Annotated in this window: 22 protein-coding genes; 9 read left to right on the top strand and 13 right to left on the bottom strand. The window is 53.7% G+C overall.

Features of this window, described 5'->3' with window-relative positions:
* The first annotated feature begins 42 nt into the window (after positions 1-42).
* Both H6F94_RS07765 and H6F94_RS07760 read left to right on the top strand, forming a co-directional pair.
* Positions 43-1,713 (top strand): B12-binding domain-containing radical SAM protein, encoded by a 1,671-nt coding sequence (locus tag H6F94_RS07765; protein WP_190801639.1) that lies wholly within the window; start codon positions 43-45, stop codon positions 1,711-1,713.
* A 48-nt stretch (positions 1,714-1,761) separates the two neighbouring features.
* Positions 1,762-3,150, top strand: a complete 1,389-nt coding sequence (locus H6F94_RS07760) for a pentapeptide repeat-containing protein (RefSeq protein WP_190801638.1) — start codon at positions 1,762-1,764, stop codon at positions 3,148-3,150.
* 167 nt (positions 3,151-3,317) lie between these two features.
* Here the strand turns inward: H6F94_RS07760 and H6F94_RS07755 are convergent, their stop codons facing one another.
* The gene (locus tag H6F94_RS07755; RefSeq protein WP_190801637.1) at positions 3,318-3,827 is read right to left on the bottom strand and encodes an MAPEG family protein; all 510 of its coding nucleotides are present in this window, start codon (positions 3,825-3,827) and stop codon (positions 3,318-3,320) included.
* A gap of 77 nt (positions 3,828-3,904) precedes the next feature.
* Here H6F94_RS07755 and H6F94_RS07750 point away from each other — a divergent pair, with 77 nt between their 5' ends.
* Positions 3,905-4,600 (top strand): helix-turn-helix transcriptional regulator, encoded by a 696-nt coding sequence (locus tag H6F94_RS07750; protein ID WP_190801636.1) that lies wholly within the window; start codon positions 3,905-3,907, stop codon positions 4,598-4,600.
* A 43-nt stretch (positions 4,601-4,643) separates the two neighbouring features.
* Here the strand turns inward: H6F94_RS07750 and H6F94_RS07745 are convergent, their stop codons facing one another.
* The 6 genes from H6F94_RS07745 to wecB form a co-directional block, all read right to left on the bottom strand.
* Positions 4,644-5,165, bottom strand: a complete 522-nt coding sequence (locus H6F94_RS07745) for a GNAT family N-acetyltransferase (RefSeq protein ID WP_190801635.1) — start codon at positions 5,163-5,165, stop codon at positions 4,644-4,646.
* Between the two features lie 178 nt (positions 5,166-5,343).
* A complete protein-coding gene (locus H6F94_RS07740; protein WP_190801634.1) occupies positions 5,344-6,144 on the bottom strand; it encodes a PIN domain-containing protein in 801 nt (266 codons plus the stop codon).
* Between the two features lie 144 nt (positions 6,145-6,288).
* The gene (locus tag H6F94_RS07735) at positions 6,289-6,501 is read right to left on the bottom strand and encodes a CAB/ELIP/HLIP family chlorophyll-binding protein (RefSeq protein WP_190801633.1); all 213 of its coding nucleotides are present in this window, start codon (positions 6,499-6,501) and stop codon (positions 6,289-6,291) included.
* Between the two features lie 94 nt (positions 6,502-6,595).
* Positions 6,596-8,068 carry a site-2 protease family protein gene (locus tag H6F94_RS07730; RefSeq protein ID WP_190801632.1) on the bottom strand — a complete coding sequence of 491 codons (1,473 nt, stop codon included), beginning with the start codon at positions 8,066-8,068 and terminating at the stop codon, positions 6,596-6,598.
* Between the two features lie 96 nt (positions 8,069-8,164).
* On the bottom strand, positions 8,165-8,557 hold the full coding sequence (locus H6F94_RS07725) for a thioredoxin domain-containing protein (RefSeq protein WP_190801631.1): 393 nt from the start codon (positions 8,555-8,557) through the stop codon (positions 8,165-8,167).
* Entirely contained in the window at positions 8,550-9,752 is a 1,203-nt protein-coding gene (gene wecB, locus H6F94_RS07720) for a non-hydrolyzing UDP-N-acetylglucosamine 2-epimerase (protein ID WP_190801630.1), read from the bottom strand. Before wecB ends, H6F94_RS07725 begins: the two co-directional genes overlap by 8 nt.
* On the opposite strand from wecB, the gene H6F94_RS07715 reads away from it, so the two are divergent.
* The gene (locus H6F94_RS07715; protein WP_190801629.1) at positions 9,751-9,930 is read left to right on the top strand and encodes a hypothetical protein; all 180 of its coding nucleotides are present in this window, start codon (positions 9,751-9,753) and stop codon (positions 9,928-9,930) included. The two genes, wecB and H6F94_RS07715, sit on opposite strands and share 2 nt — an antisense overlap.
* Positions 9,927-11,189, top strand: a complete 1,263-nt coding sequence (locus tag H6F94_RS07710; protein WP_190801628.1) for a lipid-A-disaccharide synthase-related protein — start codon at positions 9,927-9,929, stop codon at positions 11,187-11,189. The genes H6F94_RS07715 and H6F94_RS07710 overlap by 4 nt, the downstream gene beginning before the upstream one ends.
* A gap of 43 nt (positions 11,190-11,232) precedes the next feature.
* Here the strand turns inward: H6F94_RS07710 and H6F94_RS07705 are convergent, their stop codons facing one another.
* Positions 11,233-12,144 carry a peptidoglycan-binding domain-containing protein gene (locus H6F94_RS07705; RefSeq protein ID WP_190801627.1) on the bottom strand — a complete coding sequence of 304 codons (912 nt, stop codon included), beginning with the start codon at positions 12,142-12,144 and terminating at the stop codon, positions 11,233-11,235.
* Positions 12,145-12,382: 238 nt separating this feature from the next.
* On the opposite strand from H6F94_RS07705, the gene H6F94_RS07700 reads away from it, so the two are divergent.
* Positions 12,383-13,279, top strand: coding sequence for an alpha/beta fold hydrolase (locus H6F94_RS07700; RefSeq protein WP_313949243.1), 897 nt, complete (start codon positions 12,383-12,385; stop codon positions 13,277-13,279).
* A gap of 2 nt (positions 13,280-13,281) precedes the next feature.
* On the opposite strand, the gene H6F94_RS07695 is transcribed toward H6F94_RS07700, so the two are convergent.
* Entirely contained in the window at positions 13,282-14,979 is a 1,698-nt protein-coding gene (locus H6F94_RS07695) for a DNA polymerase/3'-5' exonuclease PolX (protein WP_190801626.1), read from the bottom strand.
* Positions 14,980-15,037: 58 nt separating this feature from the next.
* Positions 15,038-15,631 (bottom strand): peptide deformylase, encoded by a 594-nt coding sequence (gene def / locus H6F94_RS07690; RefSeq protein ID WP_190801625.1) that lies wholly within the window; start codon positions 15,629-15,631, stop codon positions 15,038-15,040.
* 410 nt (positions 15,632-16,041) lie between these two features.
* Here def and H6F94_RS07685 point away from each other — a divergent pair, with 410 nt between their 5' ends.
* A complete protein-coding gene (locus H6F94_RS07685) occupies positions 16,042-18,045 on the top strand; it encodes a sensor histidine kinase (protein ID WP_190801624.1) in 2,004 nt (667 codons plus the stop codon).
* 36 nt (positions 18,046-18,081) lie between these two features.
* Here H6F94_RS07685 and H6F94_RS07680 read toward each other — a convergent pair whose 3' ends face one another.
* Positions 18,082-18,984 carry a tetratricopeptide repeat protein gene (locus tag H6F94_RS07680; RefSeq protein ID WP_199320262.1) on the bottom strand — a complete coding sequence of 301 codons (903 nt, stop codon included), beginning with the start codon at positions 18,982-18,984 and terminating at the stop codon, positions 18,082-18,084.
* A 153-nt stretch (positions 18,985-19,137) separates the two neighbouring features.
* On the opposite strand from H6F94_RS07680, the gene H6F94_RS07675 reads away from it, so the two are divergent.
* Complete coding sequence (locus H6F94_RS07675) at positions 19,138-19,329, top strand: hypothetical protein (protein ID WP_190801623.1); 192 nt, start codon at positions 19,138-19,140, stop codon at positions 19,327-19,329.
* Positions 19,330-19,359: 30 nt separating this feature from the next.
* Here the strand turns inward: H6F94_RS07675 and H6F94_RS07670 are convergent, their stop codons facing one another.
* Positions 19,360-20,151: a hypothetical protein gene (locus tag H6F94_RS07670; protein WP_190801622.1), complete on the bottom strand. Its 792-nt coding sequence runs from the start codon at positions 20,149-20,151 to the stop codon at positions 19,360-19,362.
* Here H6F94_RS07670 and tsaB point away from each other — a divergent pair.
* Positions 20,142-20,912, top strand: a complete 771-nt coding sequence (tsaB, locus tag H6F94_RS07665) for a tRNA (adenosine(37)-N6)-threonylcarbamoyltransferase complex dimerization subunit type 1 TsaB (protein WP_190801621.1) — start codon at positions 20,142-20,144, stop codon at positions 20,910-20,912. The two genes, H6F94_RS07670 and tsaB, sit on opposite strands and share 10 nt — an antisense overlap.
* A gap of 74 nt (positions 20,913-20,986) precedes the next feature.
* Here tsaB and H6F94_RS07660 read toward each other — a convergent pair whose 3' ends face one another.
* A complete protein-coding gene (locus tag H6F94_RS07660) occupies positions 20,987-21,517 on the bottom strand; it encodes a DUF4330 domain-containing protein (protein ID WP_190801620.1) in 531 nt (176 codons plus the stop codon).
* Between the last annotated feature and the right edge of the window lie 110 nt (positions 21,518-21,627).

Raw genomic sequence — 21,627 nt, 5'->3', positions numbered from 1 at the left:
ACGTTACAATAGAGATTCCCTGTAATCTGAGCTTTTTTGATCTTGAGCCCCGCTCTGTTTGATGAAGAACGCCTGCTATTTACCCCTGCGGTTCCAGCTGCAGAGGCAGTGCCCGTTGTCTTTGCTTTTCCCAACGAGTATGCGGTTGGCATTACTAGCCTGGGCTATCAAGTCATCTGGGCCATGCTGGCCTCTCGGCCTGACCTGAGGGTTAGCCGAGAGTTCACAGATTGGCGGGAAGCCAGCCGCAACTCGCCAGAACTTTTGGGCTTCTCTCTTTCGTGGGAGTTGGACTACGCCAACCTTCTGAATCTGCTAGAGCAACGCCGGATTCCCATCCACGCCGAACAGCGTACTGAGGAGCATCCACTGGTGTTTGGCGGCGGGCCGGTGCTAACAGCCAATCCAGAACCCTTTGCGTCCTACTTTGATTTGATTCTGCTGGGCGACGGCGAAGAGCTCTTGGGCGAATTTCTGGATGCCTATCAACAGGTTCGCAACTCGGACCGCTGGACCCAACTCAAGCACCTGGCGCAAGTCCCTGGCGTTTATGTACCTGCCGGGTATCAGGCCACTTACGCGGCAGCTGATGGGCCACTGCTCGCTGTGGAACCGGTTGATCCTGCCTTTCCAGCCCGGATCACCAAACGCACTTTTCGAGGCAATACGCTCTCAGCGTCGACTGTGGTCACGCCGAAAGCAGCCTGGGAAAATATCTACATGGTCGAGACGGTGCGCAGTTGCCCAGAGATGTGCCGTTTCTGCCTCGCCAGTTATCTAACGCTGCCCTTCCGCACCCCCGACGTTGAGACTTCGTTAATTCCAGCGATTGAGCGAGGCTTGCAAGTCACCGACCGGATTGGCCTACTGGGAGCTTCGGTAACCCAACACCCTGAATTTGAGACGCTGCTCGATTACTTCGCTCGCCCTGAACACGACCAAGTCCGCCTGAGCCTTGCCTCGGTTCGCGCTGGCACCCTCACGGAAAAGCTAGCCCGTACTCTGACTGAGCATGACACCCATTCGGTGACAATCGCTGTGGAAAGCGGCTCTGAACGGCTGCGGCAGCTGATTAACAAGAAGCTGGATCAAGAAGAAATCCGACAGGCCGCCCGCGCTGCTAAAGCCGGTGGCTTGAAGGCTATGAAGCTCTATGGCATGGTCGGTATTCCAGGCGAAGAGTGGAGCGACTTGGAGCACACGCTGAGTTTGATGCAGGATCTCAGGCGAGTTGCGCCAGGCTTGCGGCTAACGCTGGGTTGTAGCACGTTTGTGCCTAAGGCTCATACTCCTTTCCAGTGGTCGGGTGTAGATGCTGGCGCCGAAAAGAAGCTGAAATTTCTGCAAAAACACTTAGGCAAAGCAGGGATTGATTTTCGCCCTGAGAGTTACAACGGCTCTGTGATTCAGGCCGTGATCTCGCGAGGTGACCGACGCGTCGCTCAGGTGCTGGAACGGGTGCGGCAATACGGCAGCAATCTAGAGTCAGCCTCGGCTGGCAGCTTCCGTCGCGCCTTTAAGGAACTGCGCGGGCAACTGCCCGACTTGGCCTTCTACGTCCATGCTGAATGGTCGATTGTAGGAACCCTACCCTGGAGCCACCTACAGGGACCATTGCCGTTGGGCACCCTGCTTAAACACCGGAGCGAGGCCTTCAGCCAGCAAGACCTAGATCCCCAGTCTCTGGTTGAACCTGAACCAGCGCAGGTCTAGTGCCAGTACCATAGGGCCAAGGCTACCGTCCACCCGTGCAGAGCCGCAATGACTGTGTCTCCTGAGCCCTTATCTTCTGAGCCCTTGCCTTCTGCGTCCCTTGATGAGGTCGCACCCAGTGAGGTGCCCGAACCAGAATTGGCCGAGGCCGAGGCCGAGGAGTTACCTGAGCCTCAGCCTGCTTCCCGTTCAGGCGTTAACTGGCGCTGGTTAGTGTTGGCATTGTTGTTAGGCAGCACTGTTCTAGCTGCCACTGTGCTTTGGTCGAAACGGGCAAATTGGCGCGGGCCTAACGCAATTCGAATCACTACCCCCACAGCTATTTTGGTCACTGCTGCTGGGCTGGGCTTATTGCAGTGGCAACTCGACCGGCGCCGACGGCAGGATTTGTTTCTGTTGAGCCAGCAACAGGCCGATATTGCTCGACAGCAAGCAGCAGAAGCCGCTCGCGAGCGTTACCTCGACAGCATTGGACAGTGGGTTTTGCAGCGCTCCTTAACTACAGCCCCCTCTCTGCTGCGGCAACCGATTCTGCCGCTGACTCCAGCAGATCCCAATGGTTTAGAACTTGAAATCCAGGTTGCCCGAGCGCGGACTTTAGCCGTGTTGAGTCAACAGGACGCTAGTGGTCGTGGGTCGATCATTCAATTTCTGCATGTAGCTGAACTGATTGTGGGCGAATACCCTCGCCTACCGCTGCATCACGCCTGCCTCAATGACGCCAATCTGAACGGCCTTTATCTAAAAGCAATTAATCTCTCCGATGCTCACTTGTCGCGGGCTGACCTCGCTGGAGCTTACTTGCGCGAGGCCCGGTTGGTGAATACTCAGCTCAATGAGGCCCAGTTGACCGATGCCAGCCTTGGGCACGCAATTTTGTGGGACGCTGATTTACGTCAGGCCGAGCTTCGGGCAGCCAGTTTGGTCAGTGCTGACCTCAGCCGTGCCGACTTGAGTGAGGCAAATCTGCAAGGGGCCAATTTGCAGTCGGCCACGCTATGGAATGCAGTCCTGAGAGGGGCAGACCTCAGTCAGGCTCAGCTGGGTGGCTGCATGGCCATGGGCGCAGACTTTACCGATGCCGATCTCGACGGCGCAGATCTAGTTCAAGCCAATCTTAGCGAAGCTGACCTGAGCGGCGCTAATCTCAGTGGGGCTGATCTTCAAGATGCCGACCTGGTAAGGGCCAACCTCAGTGGGGCTGACCTGAGGGGAGCTAACCTTAGCCGTGCCGACCTTAGTGGCGCAGATCTCAGTGATGCGCGCTTGGATAATGCTGATATTACGGCAGCTCACTTCGGGGATGTTCTAAATCTGAGCGAAGGCAACCGGCGCAATTTGTGCAAACGACCGGTTTCGCAACTCGAAGCTCATCATCCAACCACAGGGCTCAGCCCCGGCCAGTGCTTGGGTTGTGATAAGCCGGATGACAGCTGAGGGTAGGACTTGAAAGGTTATAGCCTGGGTTTGTGCATTAGTCCAATGCGACTCAAGGCGGTAGATTCCTGCTGTGAATTTATGAATCAAGGCAATAGCAAATATTGCGCCTGCTCTTTCTGACAACTATTTTCGAAATACTAGATTTTCGGCCACTTTTTAAGCCATTAAAAAACGCCAGCAAAACCATAATAGGCACAAGCTCCAGCACCAACAATGTAAACCAACCAGGTGAGAAAAAAACCAATAGCACGACCAGGTGAAGGACCGTAGGTTTTGATCAAGGCCCAGGCATGGGCAAGTCGGCCAACCGTAAGTGCACTGCCGAGAAACCACAGCAGCCAGACCTGGGAATTGCTCAACTCCAACGCCAAAATGAACAACAATGCGAGGGGGACATACTCTACGAAGTTAGCGTGAGCCCGTACTTTTCGTTGCAATACTCCATCATCACTCGTTTTAGTGACGATTGATTTCTGAGTGTATCTTTCGACGAGCGTTGCCCAAGCACTGGGGTGCTCAAGGTAGTTGGGCTGGGTTGCAACATCTTCCTTGGTCTCTCCGTGCCACAGTCTAGTTTTGATCCGCTCGATCACGACAATGTAGGAGAGCACGAAAGCGATAAAGCCATTGAGCCCAATGAATAAAGTTGAGACTGGGATAGGATAAGGGGCCATTGAAGCGTTGGAATTACATCAATGCCAAAGTAGATTTGTATAGACAGGACCACAAGTCCCCAACTGGGTACAGTTCCATGAAGTTATCTCTTTTCAGAGAAAGAGTCGCGGCTATCCAGAACGAACCTGAACTGCGCTCCTACTTCATGGATGTTGCGGGGAGGCTGGTCGGAGCTAGAGCTTGGGGTTTAGATCTCCTTGACAGTAATTCTCAGGTAATTGAATCTGAGCTATATGGCCTTGCTGATACTTTTAGAGATCGCTATCAAGCACTGGGACAGGATGCAGACTCAGTAAGCCAGTGGATGATCCAGCACCATATTCCTGTTCACAATTTATCCATTCAAACTCCGCAAGCTTGGCAACAGAGCCGACTATATCAACAGCTTTTTAAGGGTTATGGAATTGAACATGGCATGGTTGGCCCCTTAGTTGCCAATGGACGCCTAATTGGCGGCGTCTATTTTATGCGCGGGACTCATTTTTCACCCTTTTGCGATGCTGATTTGATTCGCCTCAGTTCTCTTTGTTTGCACCTGTCCGTTCGCTTGGCAACATTACGAATTCCTGCATCTGTTGCCAATTCTTTTTTCCGTACTTTAACGAGACGGGAACTGGAGATCGCCGAATTTGTTGCTCAGGGTCTAAACAATCGAGAAATCAGTATGAGCTTAGGCATCAGCCGAGATGGAGTGAAACAAGCGCTCAAACGAATGTTCCGCAAACTCGGCGTTTCTGCGCGGGCCGAAATGATTGCCAAGTTGAAAAGCTAAGTTGCTACTATTTTCGTAGCTGTTTTCGTAATGGCAAAGCTCTTCAGTGGGTTAATGTGAGAGCCATGATGTTGTCGTCTTGAATGTCATTACCAACTTGAAAAGTCTGCTCATCAACTTTAACGAATCCTGATTTTTGGTAGAAGGATATAGCTCTTTGATTCTCTCTGGAAGTACTCAGCCAGAGTTGTTGGTATTTGTTCTCTAAAGCTAATTGAATAGCACTGCGCATGAGTTTCTGGGCAATGCCAGTGCCATGAAACTCTGGTAGAACATAGAAACGCTTCACTTCAATAGCGTTGGCTAATAGTATCTCTGAAGCTACTTCAGAGCAATATAACATACAATAGCCCGCTACTTTCTCGCTAGTTTCTGCCACCTGAAAAATTGATTTTGGATCCTTAAAAAGATCTCTAAATCTCTCAGGAGAAAATTCGCTTTCAATATAGCTTTCTAAATCTGCTTGGGGAGTGTTCGCAGGACAGGCTAAGGCAAAGGTATGAGCTGCAACCGAGGATAAGTCTTCTGCATCGTTCTCAGTTCCAACCCTGATTGAGCTTTCCATTCAATTCACTCCTCAATGCGGTCCTTAATTTGTTTTAGACTCTGGCTGCTCAAGTCGTGTTGCGACATAGCACCTTCAGTCTATTTTTAATGCAAAAATAGACTTTACGGGGCGCCCTTCTAGTTAGCTTGAGGAAGTTTTGTGCTGGTCTAGCTATGTAGTTAGATCGCACCAAGCTTCAAGACTTGGGCAAGGCAGGCAGACCCAACTTTTGCCACCACTGGTTGAATTGCTGAGGAGCTACGAGATGAAACCCAACCAGAACCAAGACAACTAATAGGGTCAGACTTAGCAAAACAGATAGAAGTGCGCCTGATGGCCTCGCTGGTTGCGGCTGAGTTGTTGATTTCTGATTTGGGGAGTGCTTTGCACTATCAGGGCTGAAGGTAGGGCGGGGCGTCGCCGATTGTGGACGAGTTTCCCATTTGGGACGAGTGGCTGCAACGGGCACACGAGCCAAGCTTGCACCTGGAACCCAGGCCCCCACAGCCGCCTGCTGCACAGGTGTGGGCGGTTGTTGTGTCCTGGTCCATTGCACCAGCATATTGGGCGTAATACAACACAGGTTGCTCTGCCTTACATTCTGAAGCTGACGCGCTAAGGCGGAGTTATTGGCAACGACAACAATCAAACTACCAGGATTATCCTGAGCTACGGCGCAGGCACATTGTGCAACGGCTAAGTTAATTCGGGCCTGCTTGCTCAGAGCAACACCGGCAGGCGTGACAAATTGAGGACCAGTAGCCAAGCACGAGGTGACGCCCCAGTGGCTGTTGGGGTAGAACCGGGCAAAGGCACGGGCAACCGCTTCTTGGCCTGGCTCCGGGGCTCGGTCAACCAAAAAATTTAGCTCATCAAGCACGGGTTGAGGAACGACACAGTCTCCAATTCCTGAAAACCCAATCCAGTGTCGAGTTTGGGTCGACAGAATTGTACTGAGATCGAGTAATAACCGGACGGGTGGTAAAGGAGTCGCCATGCTACGAAAAAATCCCTGCTTCTCACCACAGATACTCCCAGATTCTGAGATTCATGCAGCAAAAAAACAGACTGTCTGGGACAGTCTGGTCAGATCAGAAGATGACAATGTATGACAATTCCGAATTGCAGGAAACTTAGGACCCTACAGGGCTTTGAGCAAGCCAATGAGGCCGTGGCCAGTGGTGTACTCAATCGCCAGCAATAGCGCAAAACCTAGCATGGCGAACCGGCCATTCCACAGCTCAGCGAAAGGTGTAAAGCCAATGCGGGACTCCTCATCCAAATAAACCGGAGGCTCATAAGCGAAGTTATTGAGAAGGCCCTGCTCGTCTTTGATCACCGTGCGCTGAGACATGAGAATCACCATTAGCTTTATCTTGTTAAAGAATGTAACAAAGATAAAGAAATATTACAAGCGCTTTTTACAAGCACTTCGCAGCTCTCTCCATTCAGCCGATGCCCAAGCGTCCTGCTAGCCCCGGTGACAAAGGGAGCAGCATCGCTGCCATCAGGAACAGTGCCAAGAGCGCCAAAGCATCGCGACGGTCGTCGGTCTCACTGATTTCATCTAGGGGTGGACGTTCTAGATCGCGGACCAGGAACAAAATTACCCCGGCCCAGTAGAGCGCCAGTAGGTTGACCAGAGCTGCCAGAGCCAGCAAAATCAGCGCGATCAAGGTAGATCGACTGGCGGTGCGCCGCCCGTAAATCGCCTGCACAATCCGGCCCCCATCCAAAGCCCCAGCAGGAATCAGATTCAGCGCTGTGCTCAGCAGACCTAACCAGCCCACCAACACCAAAGGATGAATGCTGATTTGAGAGGTTTGTAAAGCCTCACCCAAAATCAGTCGGGCCAGACTTCCGACTAAAATTGAGCCCTGGAAAAATAGGGTTGGAACTTGAATTTGGGCTCCCTCGCCGGACAAAAACAGTCCTGTGAGCAGTAAGGCCAGAGAGACCAAACCACCTGCAGCAGGACCCGCTAAGGAAATGTCTAGCAGGGCTTTGCGGTTGGGAACGGTCGATTCAAAGCGAGTGAGCGCACCAAAGCTGCCCAACTGAGCGGCTGGAATAAAGAAGGGCGGACTGAGGCGCACATTGTAGCGTTGAGCGACCCAGCGATGGGCTAGCTCATGCACGGTAAAGATACCAAACAAGGCAGCAGCGACGGGCACCGCTAACAACACCCGTTCCGGTTGTGCAAACAGATCAAAGTTATTGAGTTGAGCCCCAAGGCTGAGTGTGGTTACAACGGTGGCTAGCAGTAGGGCCAGGGCCAGAGCTTTCTGCCCTGGTTGGGTTGGGCTTTGTGACATTGCCTTGGGCAACACCAATACCACTGGCTTGCCTTCTTGTCCCTCGACTAGAAATAGGCAGTATTGATCGCCCATGCGCTGCTTGAGATTCTCGCTCAAGCGTTGATGGCTCGCGGTTGGCTCACCCCGCAGATTCCCTTTGAAAATCACACCCTCACGGTAGGGGGTCGCTTCGGTGGCAAAGAAAGTTTCGATGCCAAAAATGCCACGAATGACCTGCAAGTCCTCAGCAGGAATGCCGGCTGCCTGTAGGAGAACCGTTGGTTCTGGCTCTGGCCGAGAAATAGGATTGCGCTCGATTTCAGCCTCAGGCGCAGGACCTGCGGAAGCCTGAGTCTTGAGACCATCCGGAGCTGCTTGCGCTAAGCGCCGGACCTGGTTGCCCAGGAAAATGTAGGCCCCTGTAGACACCACAATCAGGATCACCAAGGCCGCAAAAGGGATATAGATGCCCGCCGTGAACAGACCAAAAAACAGCAGCCAGGGGGTCATGAGCACGACCGACTGAAGCCATGCCAACACGCCAGGCTTACCGAAGGGCTGCGCCCGGTAGTAGCCCCAGATCAGAATGCCCAGGGCAACGAGCATGATCAGGATCGTAATCATGGACTCAGTAAGTATGAAGTTCTCTTGCTTCTTTCGAGTCTAGCTCCGAGCTGCCTTCGCAACGCAGAGATAACGCTATTTAGCGCTTATCGGGAGCTAGAAAGACGATTTGAAGTCGTTATAGTGGCTCAGCGCTACCAATTCTTCTAGGGAGCGAGTGCCAGGGTAGAGCTGACCTTCGATCTCCCAAGTCGGAAAGCCCTGGATGCCCTTGTCTCGGCAGAGTTGCGTTTGCGCTTGTGCACCCTGCGGATCGCATTCAACGTAGGGAACTTGAGCAAAGGCAGCCCCAAAAGTTTGTTTCTGCTCAGCGCAGTGCGAACACCAATAAGCGCCATACATGCGTGCCCCTACCTGGCTTAAGTGCTCAGCTAAGCCTGGAGCTGATACGTCAGCTCCAGCAGGACTCAGGAGAACTAGCACTGACGCTAGACCGGCCACAAGACCCACCATCAAGGCTAGGCCCAACTGTTTTAACCCTCTAACCATCCCCAACCCCCTTACTGGTCATGTCTGCTGACCTGATGCCTTCAGGTTTTTCCGCCATCAAAGCACAGCCGAAGAATTCTTGCAGGCTGGTGAGAATCCGCTCGGCTGCCCGACCGTCACCAAAGGGATTGATCGCATTTGCCATCTGTTGGTAAGCAGCCGTATCCGATAGCAAACGGGTGGCAGCGGCGACAATCTGCTCGGTGTCTGTGCCCACTAGCTGCGCCGTTCCGGCGGTGACGGCTTCGGGTCGCTCGGTGGTCTCGCGCAGTACGAGGACAGGCTTGCCCAGGCTAGGTGCCTCTTCTTGCAAGCCTCCTGAATCGGTTAGCAGCAGATGGGAGCGCTGAATCGCGCCCACCAAATTGGCATAGTCCAGCGGCTCTGTGAGAAAGGCGCGGGGATGATTTTGCAGCAGGGGCTCTAGTACCCCTCGCACTCTGGGATTGCGATGGAGCGGTAACAGCAGTGCTGTGTCGGGAAAGGTATCTAGAATCTGCAAAAACGCTTCGGCAATCTGAGTGAGGGGCGTGTCCCAGTTTTCGCGTCGATGAACAGTGGCTAGAACCACGCGATGTTGTTCCCAAACCAAACCGGGAATGTCACAGGCCGGCTGACGCTTAGCCACAGTCAGCAAGGCATCAATTACGGTGTTGCCAGTTTTGATGATCTGTCCAGTCACGCCCGAGCGCTCTAGATTGGCAACAGCGGCCTCCGTGGGTGCAAAGTGCAAACGGCTAATCTGTGAGATTAACCGACGATTGGCTTCTTCTGGATAGGGATTGAGAATGTCATCGGTGCGCAGGCCTGCTTCCACATGACCCACTGGAAGCTGCTGATAGAACGCCGCTAAAGCAGCTGCGAATGCCGTAGTTGTATCGCCTTGCACCAGCACCATCTGAGGCCGAAGTTCTTGAAATAAACCTTCCAAGCCGCGCAAGCTACGACAGGTGATGTCGGTCAAGGTTTGGTTATGAGCCATGATTTCTAAGTCATGATCTGCCTTGAGCTCAAATAAATTCATCACTTGGTCAACCATCTCGCGATGCTGGCCAGTCAAAATGACCTGAGTTGCGAAGGTTTTGTGGGCTTGGCGTAGGGCTTGAATGACAGGAGCGAGCTTAATAGCTTCGGGGCGAGTGCCCAGGATCACGCAGATGCGAGGTTGGCTTGGGTCGGTAAGAGAGTTAATCATGGCGAGATCCATCCTACCGAGCTACTGGCAGGCTGCAAATCGTGGCAAAATAGCCGCACCGATTTTGCAAGAGGCATCGAGCTGGCATCGAGCAATTTTCTCATTCCAGAATCATCAACAACGCTCACCAAAACTTCCCCTTTTTGCCCCTGCTGATCACCGTCAGACTGCGCGATGAAACTACTTTGCCTGAGTAACGGTCACGGAGAGGATAGCATTGCTGCTCGCATTCTCGAGGAGCTCCGGCTTCAGGCCCAAGATCTTGACCAAAATCTCGAACTGGCGGCGCTGCCGTTGGTTGGGCAAGGAGTTGCTTACCGCAAGCTGGATGTGCCGTTAGTAGGTCCGGTTAAAGCCATGCCCTCGGGTGGGTTTGTCTACATGGATGGGCGGCAGTTGGCACGAGATGTGGGCGGCGGTTTGGTGCAGCTAACTCTGGCTCAATTGCGAGCAATTCGACAATGGAGCGAGTCTGGTGACGCGGTGTTAGCAGTTGGCGATATTGTGCCTCTGCTGATGGCTTGGCTCAGTGGTGCTCCCTACGCATTTGTCGGCACTGCCAAGTCGGAATACCATCTGCGCGATGAGCAGGGACCCTTACCGCGTCAGCATTGGAGTGAGCGCTTTGAGGGCTGGTCGGGGTCAGTCTATTTGCCTTGGGAGCGCTGGCTGCTGCAGCGTAAACGATGTCGGGCTGTCTTTCCTCGCGATCCGTTAACGGCTCAGATCCTCAAACGCTTTCATGTGCCTGTGTTCGACCTGGGCAATCCGATGATGGATGGTCTAGAACCTCAAGGTTTTGAGTTTGAGAGCGAACCCGATGCCCTGGTGGTCACCCTACTACCCGGTTCGCGCGCGCCAGAAGCTTATCGCAACTGGCAGCAAATTCTCGCCGCAGTCGAGGCGATTGTCCAAAACAAACCCGCTCGTTCTGTAACTTTTCTAGCGGCTCTCTCGCCTGAGTTAGATCTGGAACAGTTCGGCCAGCTCACGCGGCAGCAATCCTGGAGTGAGACAGCGGTTGCAAATCGTGCGGTTGCCCAACGCAGTTTTAAGCGAGAGCAAGTTTATCTGCACTTGATCCAAGGGGCCTTTGCCGATTGTTTGCACAAGGCTCATTTGGGATTGGCGATGGCAGGTACGGCAACAGAGCAACTGGTGGGTTTGGGTAAACCAGTTATTTGCTTTCCCGGTGGCGGTCCCCAATTTACATATGCTTTCGCAGAAGCACAGACCCGTCTGCTTGGCCCCTCTTTGACTCTGGTTCAACAACCCACAGATGCGGCAGCTGTAGTCACGAGCTTGCTACAGGATCCTGACCGCCTACAGCTTTGTGGAGTCAATGGCCGTCAACGCATGGGTGAAGCGGGGGCTGCTGGCCGGATTGCTTGTTGTCTGCGCTCATTGTTACTAAATCCCGAGGCTCAATCCCGGTGACTCCTGCTTCAATCAGCACACCCAACCAGCCTCCCAACTAGCATCAGGGACTGTCGAAGTCAGGGCGGGGACGGGTCCGCAGCGCTTCAAGTGTCCGGGGGCCAGCAATGCCATCAACTGTTAAGCCGTAGAAGAACTGGGCATTACGAACAGCCGCCTCGGTGGCAGGACCATAGACGCCATCCGCAAAACCCAAGTAATAGCCCCTGGCCTGAAGCAGCTGTTGAAGTTCGACCACATCAACAGCAGCACTACTGCCAGGTGTGCCGGTTGAAGGTTCAGCGATTGGCGTTGGGGTTGGGGTTGGAGTTGGGGTTGGGGTTGGAGTTGGGGCAGCTTGACTGCGCAGGACTGCCAGGGTTTGAGGCCCAGCAACGCCATCGGGGAACAGGCCATAGGAGCGTTGCGCTTCGAGAATGGCAGCTTGCGTGAGAGGGCCACACACGCCATCAACGGCACTGAAGTAGAACCTCAGGCTGCTGAGCAATTGCTGGGTCTCGATTGGGTCCTCTAAGCAAATCCGGTTGGCTGTGCTCTCTTCGCCAACTCTAAACAGCAAGCGGCTGGTTTCTGAACCAACGACACCATCAGCAAACAAACCATTGCTCTGCTGAAACTCAATGACTGCCTGCTCAGTGCCGCTGCCGAAGTCTCCATCTACTGTCCCAAAGTAGTAGCCTTGGCTGCTCAGGGCTTGCTGGATCTCGGCTACAGGATCGCCGAAGTCCCCAAAACCAAGCACCTCGTTGGCCATTGCCAGAGCAGGACATAGGACTGGTGCAACTAGCCCTAAAGCAATGAGTGCGCCCGTCGTCAGCTGAAGGCGAAATTGCTGCGTCACCTGTTGCCAATCCTGCCGTCTCTGGATGAGCGCCAACACGTTCATGAAGCCCCCTGAAGTTCTGCAAGACCTGAGCCCATCAGCACAGGCCTCAGCACTGTGTCGCCACTTCATGACCTAAGTTCCCATGAAGCGAGGCTAAAACATCCTCAAGCCTTTACTCAGCCTGCTGAGAATGTCAATCCCGGGACTTAGCACTGCTGATGTCAAGATTGCCCAGCTCCTGGCTATTGCTAGCTCCAGAGACTTAGGGTCGTCCCAGAGCAAGCCTAGGATCAGCAGGTGACCTGAGTCTGGGGAGTAACTTTGCAGTAAAGTAGAACTAGTTTATAAAACTTTACTTATCCTGCCTGTGATTACGCAGCAATCGCCTACTCTCAGCTCACTCGACAAACACAGTTGGACCTGGCAGGGTCACAAAATCCAATACACCGTGATGGGGGCTGGGCAGCCTCTGGTATTAATTCACGGTTTTGGCGCCTCTCTGGGCCACTGGCGCAAGAACATTCCGGTACTAGCGGCTGGCGGCTATCGAGTGTTCGCTCTGGATCTGTTAGGCTTCGGCGGTTCGGACAAGCCAGCACTGGCCTACAGCTTAGATCTGTGGCAAGAGCTGATCAAGGATTTCTGGACCGAGCACATCCAGCAGCCTACAGTGTTCGTAGGCAATTCGATCGGCGCTTTGCTGAGTCTAATGGTGGTTGCTAACCATCCAGAGATTGCGGCTGGAGGCGTGTTGCTCAACTGTGCTGGAGGCTTAAATCACCGACCGCAAGAACTCAATCCACCCTTGCGCTTAGTAATGGGCGTTTTTGGCAGACTGGTCAACTCCAAAGCCTTTGGCCCATTCATGTTTAATCAGGTGCGCCGGAAGTTTCGCATCCGTGGCACCTTGCAGCAGGTTTATCGCAACCAGGCAGCGGTAACTGATGAACTAGTTGACTTGCTCTATGAGCCCTCTTGCGATCCGGGTGCGCAGCAGGTTTTCACTGCTGTCCTAAGTGCGCCGCCTGGCCCTAGTCCTGAGGAGTTGCTGCCCAAAGTTGAGCGGCCTTTGTTGGTGCTTTGGGGTGAGGCCGATCCTTGGACGCCGATCAGCCGAGGGCGGATCTATCAGAGTTATAGCGACCAGGTGCAGTTTGTAGGCATTCCAGACACTGGCCATTGCCCCCACGACGAGCGCCCAGAAGTCGTCAATCCCTTGATTCTGGATTGGCTGGCCCAGTTGCAGACTGCTCAGCACCCTTGAGCTTAGTGCTGTTTAGCAGCAAAGCTTAAGAATGCATCAACTCCTTGGGCATTCAGCGTTTGGTTCGCCTGCAGCCAGCCTTTGTGGGTCACTGCTAAGGTTTGATCTACAACCGCAAAGCCATCTGTAGAGTGGGCATCCGGATTTACGCAGATCTGAATGCCCTGCTCGGTTGCTGTTCGCAGTTCCCGCCAATCTAGATCTAGACGATAGGGGCTGGCATTGAATTCAATGGCTGTGCCGTGCGCTGCGGCGGCTGCTAAAACAGCCTCATGGTTAAATTGCGAGCCCTGCCGGCCTAGTAGAATACGGCCGCTCCAATGGCCCAGCATTGTAACCCGAGGATGGGAAACGGCGCGAATCAAGCGCTGGGTCATCGCCTCGAAAGGCATTTTGAGTTGGCTATGTACCGAGGCAACTACAAAATCAAAAGCTTGCAGAATATCTGGATCGTCAGCCTCATAATCCAAGCTGCCATCCAGCAGAATGTCAGCCTCAATGCCCTTCAAAATGCGAATCTGACCTGCGTACTCAGCATTGAGTCGGTCAATTTCCTGATGCTGCCGAACAATATCAATCGGTTTGAGCCCCCCGGCATAGAAAGCCGCTTGGGAATGGTCTGAGATGCCGACATACTCATAGCCCTGCTGAAGCGCCGCTTGGACCATAGCCTCTAGGCTGTGAGCACCGTCGCTGTAGGTGGTGTGTAAGTGCAGCACACCGCGTAAATCTGAACGGCGCAACAACTCCGGCAACTCACCACGACGGGCCGCTTCAACTTCGCCTGTCCCCTCTCGCAGTTCTGGCGGGATCCAGGGCAAACCTAGACGCTGATAGATCTCTGCCTCGCTACCACTATCAGCAATATTCGATGGATCGCCTAACGCTTGCAAGTGCTCAGCCGAGCCGGTGGTTTGCAGCAACGTCCAGCCGTAGCGATGGGCTTGGCAACAATAAACCGTCACTGGCAAGCCATCCAGTACCGTCCGGACGGTGCTGCCGTCAACCTCTAGCATTGTTGCTAGCGTCTCTGCTGGCTCAGCCAAGGACGCGGCTAAGTGATTCAGGATGCTAGCAACAGTTTGGGGCTCACCTTGAACTACCAACTCCAGCCCTTCTAACACTTCCCAAGCCCGACGACATTTGCCGGTGACCGAGGCGGCTGCAATCGTCTTGGCCTGGAGCAACTGTTCGATTAAACTCTTCGCTAGCGCCATAACATCGCTATAGCGAAACAGCGAACGGTTGCGCTTGATCCGAGCAATCTCCTGCAAGATTTTGCTCTGCTTCCTGGCACCAAAGCCCTCTAATTCAACCAGCCGGTTTTCTTGACAGGCATACTCCAGCTCACCTAAGGAGGAGATGTGGAGCGTTTGGTAAATGCTACGGATCGACTTAGTGCCCAAGCCTGGAACCGCAGCTATTTCCAGAAGGCCCTCTACTGGCAGCTCTGTGCGCAGTTGCTCCCACAAGGGCGAAGTGCCTGTTTGGGCCAGAGCTGTGATCTCCTCCGCCAGCCCTTTGCCGATCCCCTGGATTGAGGTCAGAGTGCCAGATTCAAGCAAATCAGCGAGGTCATAGGCTCTGAGAGTCCGAGCTGCCTTGCTGTAGGCATTGACCCGAAATGGATTGTCGCCTCGAATCTCTAGAAGCGTGGCAAGTTGACTCAGCCTTCGGCTGACATTGGGCGGGTTACTCATGGAGCCGATTCGGATTTACTAGCCCAATTTATTGGCCCAATCCCCTCGCGCAAGAGGTCTAGCGAGGCAGCGGCTTCACATCGCGCTGAGCAAAGCCATTCTTGGCTAGTTCTTGCGCCAGCAGAATCGAGTTTTCGACCCGATCAACAAAGAGAATCCCGTCCAAGTGATCAATCTCGTGCTGAATACAGCGAGCGACGAGACCCGCAGTGGTCAGACTCTGGGGACGGCCTTGTTCATCGCGGTAGCTCACCGTGATCTGCTCAGGACGCTTTACGTCCAGGAACACCGAGGGAATACTCAAGCAGCCTTCTTGGCCGAGCGCAATGTCCTGGCTGACGCTCTTGATCTCGGGGTTGATCAGGACCAATGGCGGTGCTGCTGCATTTTCGGGGTCGCAGTCCACAACCAATAGCCGCTTAGAAATGCCAACTTGAGGCGCAGCCAGACCAATGCCGTCTTCGCTATACATGGTCTGAAGCATCTGCCGAATCAGCTGGCGAGTTTCTGGATTAACGCTACTGATGCGCTTAGCAGGTTGCCGTAACACGCGATCGCCCATATAGTTCAGGGAGAGAGGCGGGTTTTTGAGCTTCTGTTTAGGAACGAGAATCTCAGAGCTACGGGGAGCGGCTGTCTTTTGGACGGTCATGGCAGGAGAGCGCAAAAAAAGGACTGGCCGCACCATGAAATATGCTGGCCTACTCTCCTATCGTAGTCCGTTTAGGCAGACTGGGGGCAACTGGGTGTGAGCAGCATGATTGCGGGCTAATCACAGCTTCGCTAGCATGGCGATGTAAGCTTCGATACTCTCCCGGACACGGGTTGGATCAGCGCGTAAGTTTCCTACGGACAGCAATGCGGAGAATGCAGGCTAGAATCTCTAGTCAGACTCGGTTGTCATAACCTGATTTAAGGGTTCCTACTGAGAATTAGTGCTTAAAATCCTCCGTATGTAGGTTTAGGTATGAACCCTATGGTTTGAGGCCGTTGTGGAACGTAAACCCCTCAGCCTCTGGCTGCTCCTGAGCTAGAGATCGTCCCCTTTGACAAGAGATCGCTATGGCCAGATCAGCAGGACACTCTTTCCGACGTACGCTACTGACTCGTATCTTGCTCTTGAGTGTGCCTGTGCTGCTTTTGGGTGAGGCGGTCGCCTATCGCAAAGCTCGTACTAGCCTGCTGGACCAAGCCCGGCGCTATCTAGCGGAGAGTGCCCTCCGTCAGGCGGCAACGATGCAGAGTTGGCTACACACTACTCAGGGGCAACTGCTAACGGCTACCAATGCTCGGCAGCTCACGAATCCGGTGCCGGAGGTGCGCCAGCAGTTTTTGAATACGCTGGTCAAGCAAGTGCCTCCTGAGGTGAAGTGTATTGACCTGACCAACACCGGCAATGGCATGATTGAGGCCAGCAGTTGCCCTGCCAACCTCAGGATGAATGTCAAAACCCTGAAGAAGGACTGGTTCTTAACGGCAGCTAAGGGCAAAACTTTTGTCTCCGACCCAGTGTCGCCTGGACCTGGGCAAGAGCCCACATTTGTACTGGCGGCCCCGGTCTATGGCCTCACCGGGCGTCAGACCCACGTCCTGAGTTTTCAATCTCAGGTGCGTAACCAGGCTCAGACTAACTATGACTCCCCAGCGTTTGCCATGGTGGTGGATAGCCAAGGCAACATTCTCACCCACGCATCAGCTGACCGAGTTGGCGATAGTATCTGGCGGGTTCAAAATGCCAAGCGATTGCAAAGTATTGTCAGTCGGGCCCTGCGCGGTGAGGACTACTTTGCTCACTTTTACAACGAGCAAAACGAAGAATGGCTAGCAGGCTTTAGCTCTATTTCGATTGACCCACCTAATCAGGCTAAGGCCCGAACCTGGGCTGTACTCATGGTTTCTCCCCTCGCCCAAGAACTCAAAGGGCTGGATGATATTCTGCTGGCCATGATTACGCTCGTAGGGGCGCTGCTAGCCGCAAACGTTCTGGCAACCATCTACTTTGCCCGTGACCTAGCCCTACCCCTAGAAACTCTGGGTAAGGAAGCGCAACGGATTCGCGACCGTCGCTTGAATCCTCAAGCGGGCAGCAATGCCATGCGTATCCCGCAGAACTTCCGCATCCGTGAGATGAATCAGTTGGCGGCAACGCTCAACGAGATGGTTAATCGCCTAGAGGCTCGTGCTCGTGAGTTAGAGGTCGTGAGTAAGGAAGCGGAAGAAGCTAGCCGCATCAAGAGCGTTTTTCTGGCAAACACATCTCACGAACTGCGCAATCCGCTCAACGCAATCATCAACTTAGTACGCCTAGTGCGGGATGGCTTCTGCGACAACAAAGAAGAAGAGCTGGACTTCCTCAAGCGAGCTGATGATGCGGCAGTTCATCTACTGGGCATCATCAATGACGTTCTTGACATCGCCAGTATTGAATCGGGCAAAGAGCTGAAAGTGACTCTAGGACCCGTCGATCTCAACCGCCTGCTGCTAGAAGTCTCCTACATGTGTGAGGTCAAGGCGCAGGAAAAGAAACTGGCCTTGATTATGCCCAAGACACTGGGCACTCCTTTGCAGGTTCGCGCCGATCCGGTTCGACTCAAGCAAGTGTTAGTGAACGTGGTTGGCAATGCAATTAAATTCACCGACAGTGGCAGCGTCACGGTCAGCACCCGCTTAGATCGGGCTAAAGGTGAAGTTGAAGTGTTGGTTATTGATACTGGTGTTGGCGTCGATCCTAAGCAGCAGGCTAAGCTGTTCCAGCGCTTTGCCCAAGCCGACGGTTCTACAACCCGCCGCTTCCAGGGTACTGGTCTGGGACTGTCGATCTCGCGCGATTTGATGAAGCTGATGGACGGCTGGATCGATCTCTACAGTGCTGGCGAGAACTGTGGGACTGAGGTCCGGATCCGCCTAAAACTCCTATCCACTGGCAATGTGGAACCGCTGGAACCCTCGACTACAGCTACCCCATCTCTGCCAGAATCTATCCCAGAGCAAGAGGTGACTGAGCGTCTAACGGCGCAAGTCGGGCCAGAACGTCGCTTCCGGCCCAGTGATTACCTAGATGTTTAATGGTGTGTTTAACGGCCACTAGCTAGGTTAGGTTACTTAATTCCCACTCGCTTCAGGCGTAGGCGGGCTGCTAGGTCTGGCATCACGTAGCGTTGACTGGATGCGCGGGTTAGACAGAACTGAGCGAGCATCGGTGAGCAAGCGCTCGCCCCACAGGTTTTCTCGTAAGAAGTCTGGGCTGGCGTAGCGAGGGTCCAAGCGCAGCGCAGCTTCCCCGAGGCTCAATCCCCGTTCTCGTTGGCCCAGTTTGTAAAGCGCGACAGCCAAAGCCAGTTTGGGCTCGGCAGCCTCGCTGTCAATGGCTAGCGCTGCCTCCCAACGCCGAATGGCTGAGCGAGCATTGCCTGACTCATACTCAACCAATCCGATGTTGTTCATCGCTGGCCAGAATTTCCCTTCTAGGGCTAAAGCCCGGCTGTACTGGTCGATGGCTTCTCGGAAGCGACGCAGCTGAAAATAGGCATTGCCCAGGTCGAAGCGGGTGCCTGCAGAATTGCCGCCAGCCAGTTTTAGAGCATTCTGCAAAGACTGAACTGCTTGCGCATGGTTGCCTTGTTGGAGATAGGCAGAGCCTAAGCTAGACAAGAGATCAGGGTTGTTAGGCGCACGGCGACTGGCTTCTTGAAGATTGCTAATCGCTTTAGAGAAATCCTGATTGCGCAGGTAGAGGCTCCCTAAAACAGCCCAAGTTTCGTAGGCTCTAGGGGCCAGCCGAACCGCTAGCCGAGCTCGAGCAAGCGCTTCCTCGGTCTGCCGAAACTGAGCCAATTGAATAGCTTCACGGGCGAGGATCATGCCCTGCCGCTCAAGATTGGTACGGTCTAGTTCGACTTGGTGGGGAACTAGCACCTGAGCTTGCACGGTATGGGCCAAGGGACCAGCACCTGCCAGCGCTGCAAACGCCACGATACTCAGGAATCGTGAGAGGCAATTGCGCACAGGTCTTCTCCTAACAGGCAGTCACTCCAGCCATTCTAGTGCCCGGCGCAATCGATGCGTAGTTGCCTACCCTGGCGAGAGCTCCAACAGATTTGAAGATGACCATAGAATGTGATCATTGGACGCCCCTAACCCTGTCTTCGCCTCGAACTTATGGAACCCCAAGTTATTCGTGAACGCATCAACGCTATTGCCAGCAAGCGCCAGTCCCTAGTTGAACTGCTGGAGCAACCTAACTTAGGGACTTTGCGAATTGATGTCAATCAAGCCTTAGAAGAGATTGACGACCTTTTGGAAGACTTTAAGCGCACCTTTCCTAACGACTCAGGCTCTAGCTTTACCTAGAGCCCTGATCAAACTCAGGTTCTGTGCTTGCTAAGAGCAGCACTGGGACGGTGAGCAGTGTTCTGAAAGGCCGACAAATGCTGGTTGAGTCAGGCCACAGAGTGGTAAGCAGAGGGCGTTGGCAGCGCCCTCAAACTCGGTCAAGTCAGAACTAAAGACTCGAAAACCGTGTTGATTCAAGCGGTTGCGTAATTCAGAGGAAGCGCTGTGCATCACTAAAGTTCTGCCAATTGCCACAGCCTGACAAGCGCCGTTCAGCGTGTCCTGGTAGCTTGCCTCAATCCGGCAGTCTGCTGGGATGTACTCCTCAACTAAAGCCAGTGCATCCAGCGAAAGAGCCTCAGGGTAATAGAGCACTTGACCGTTTGGCAGTGGGCAAAAGCATTCGTCTAGGTGCCGAATTAGAGGATGAGCGAGGGTTAGCGGCACTAACTCTGGTTGAGCAGTCCCTGCAAAGCTCTGGTACGTTTGTCGAAGCAGCCGTTGCTCCCCAGGCCGCAGACCGACCCAAAAGAGTTGCCGCATCTCGTCCCAGCGCCAGTCACGGCCATCCAGGGCAATGTCTGCCTTGATCCACTGCCACTCCCGACGCTCACACCACTGCTGTAGGGTCAGATCCACAGAAGACTGACCAATGACTTGACCGTTAAAGGCAATCGCCTGAGCACTAAGCTGAATCTGCTCTAAGTGATCACTACCCGGCAGCACCTCTACTGTTGCACCCAGAACGCCCGCCAAAAGTTCATAAAAATGCTGCCACTCCCGCTGGGCAATTTTACCTAAACCGCTCAGTGGAGGCCGCATTAGAAATTGTGCAGTCATTTTCTGTTACCCTTCGTGAAGTGCTGGGCTCTGTTAAGTTGGACGCTGACGAACACGATGTAGGTGAACTAGGGCAGACTGGTCTTGCTCTTGGGCTCCACACCACAACCGACACGCTCGGTTTAGCTATATGCAACCTACAAGGGCAGGGACAGCAGCAAACCTGGGCAGTAGGCCGTAGTCTGGCGTCTGTCTTGCATCAGCACCTGCTAGAGTTTGTGAGCCTGCAGCCCAAGTGGCACCCTGAGCAGTGGTCAAACTTGAAGTTGATCGCCGTAGCTGGAGGGCCAGGCAGCTTCACAGGCATCCGAATTGGCGTAACCGTGGCGCGAACGTTGGGTCAGCAACTAGGGATTCCTGTGTATTCTGTATCAAGCTTAGCAATCCTGGCTTGGCTACATAGCTCTCTCCATAGAGAGTTATTTTGTGCTGATCCCCGTCTGTTTGCCGTACAAATGGCTGCAAAGCAGGGCGAGGTCTTCGGCGGTTTATATCAATTTGTGCCTGGTATCCCTGGAACCGTCGAGCCTCCAAAACTACTGATCCACCAACCCGAACAGCTTTGGCAGCTTGAAGACTGGGAGCAAAACCTGACTCAGTGGCCACAAGCGGAACGAGTGAATGCTGAGTCTCATGAACCTGCTCCTGTCCTAAGTTTGTTGGATCTAGCGCTTTGCCTATGGCAACACGGAGAACGCCCCAGTTGGGTTCAAGCGCTGCCACACTATGGTCGCCGACCTGCCATCACTCTGGTAGGGTAGATCCCCCCTCTATCTAAACCCCTCTACTTTATGTAGTCATTAAGGGGTAATCGTTAAGGGCGAGCGTCAGAAGCTCAGCTTTTGCCTAGGACGCGGACATCCATAACACCGCCACGTAGGTCGTACTTGAAACCCTCAAGCTGAATTGGCGTACCTACTTTGAGCTTGCTGTTGCCTAGAACCACGCCATCTGGGGTAACTTGAGCCTGTCCGCTGAGAGTCACAATTAGGTCGCGCACCAGTCCCTCAGCGATGCGTGGGTCTTTCAAAACCTTGACAGTGCCATCACTCATGGGCACCAAAGCTTCTTGGGGCAATATCTTGACAGCCTTGACGTCAATCTCGCCGTAGGGCTGGTTCCGAATAATGACGTTGGCTTTCTCACCAGCCTTGAGCAACTCCTGGGGATTGGCAACACTCAAGCCCCGGATGATCATATCGACTTCCACCGACTCGGTCTTTGTACCAATCTGGGCAACAGAGGAGCCTGACTGGCCTGGGAAGAGAAAGACGGCAGCTACGGACAACAGAATCACCAGTATCGCCCCGAAATCTAGCAGGTTGATTTTGCCAAACAGACGTCCCTGGGGATCCAAAATTGCCATTGTGCTTTACCAGGTTGAGTAACCAACTTTTGCAGTCTATCAGCTCCTTCGTCCGCACAACTGCCTCAACAATTGGGGTTCTGATGGGGTTCTGACTGGTGTTCACGACT

Origin of the sequence: Leptolyngbya sp. FACHB-261, from assembly GCF_014696065.1 — a bacterium.
Taxonomy (GTDB): Bacteria; Cyanobacteriota; Cyanobacteriia; order FACHB-261; family FACHB-261; genus FACHB-261.
The sequence above is the reverse complement of the archived record's forward strand: the minus strand, read 5'-3'. Positions and strand labels throughout refer to the sequence as shown.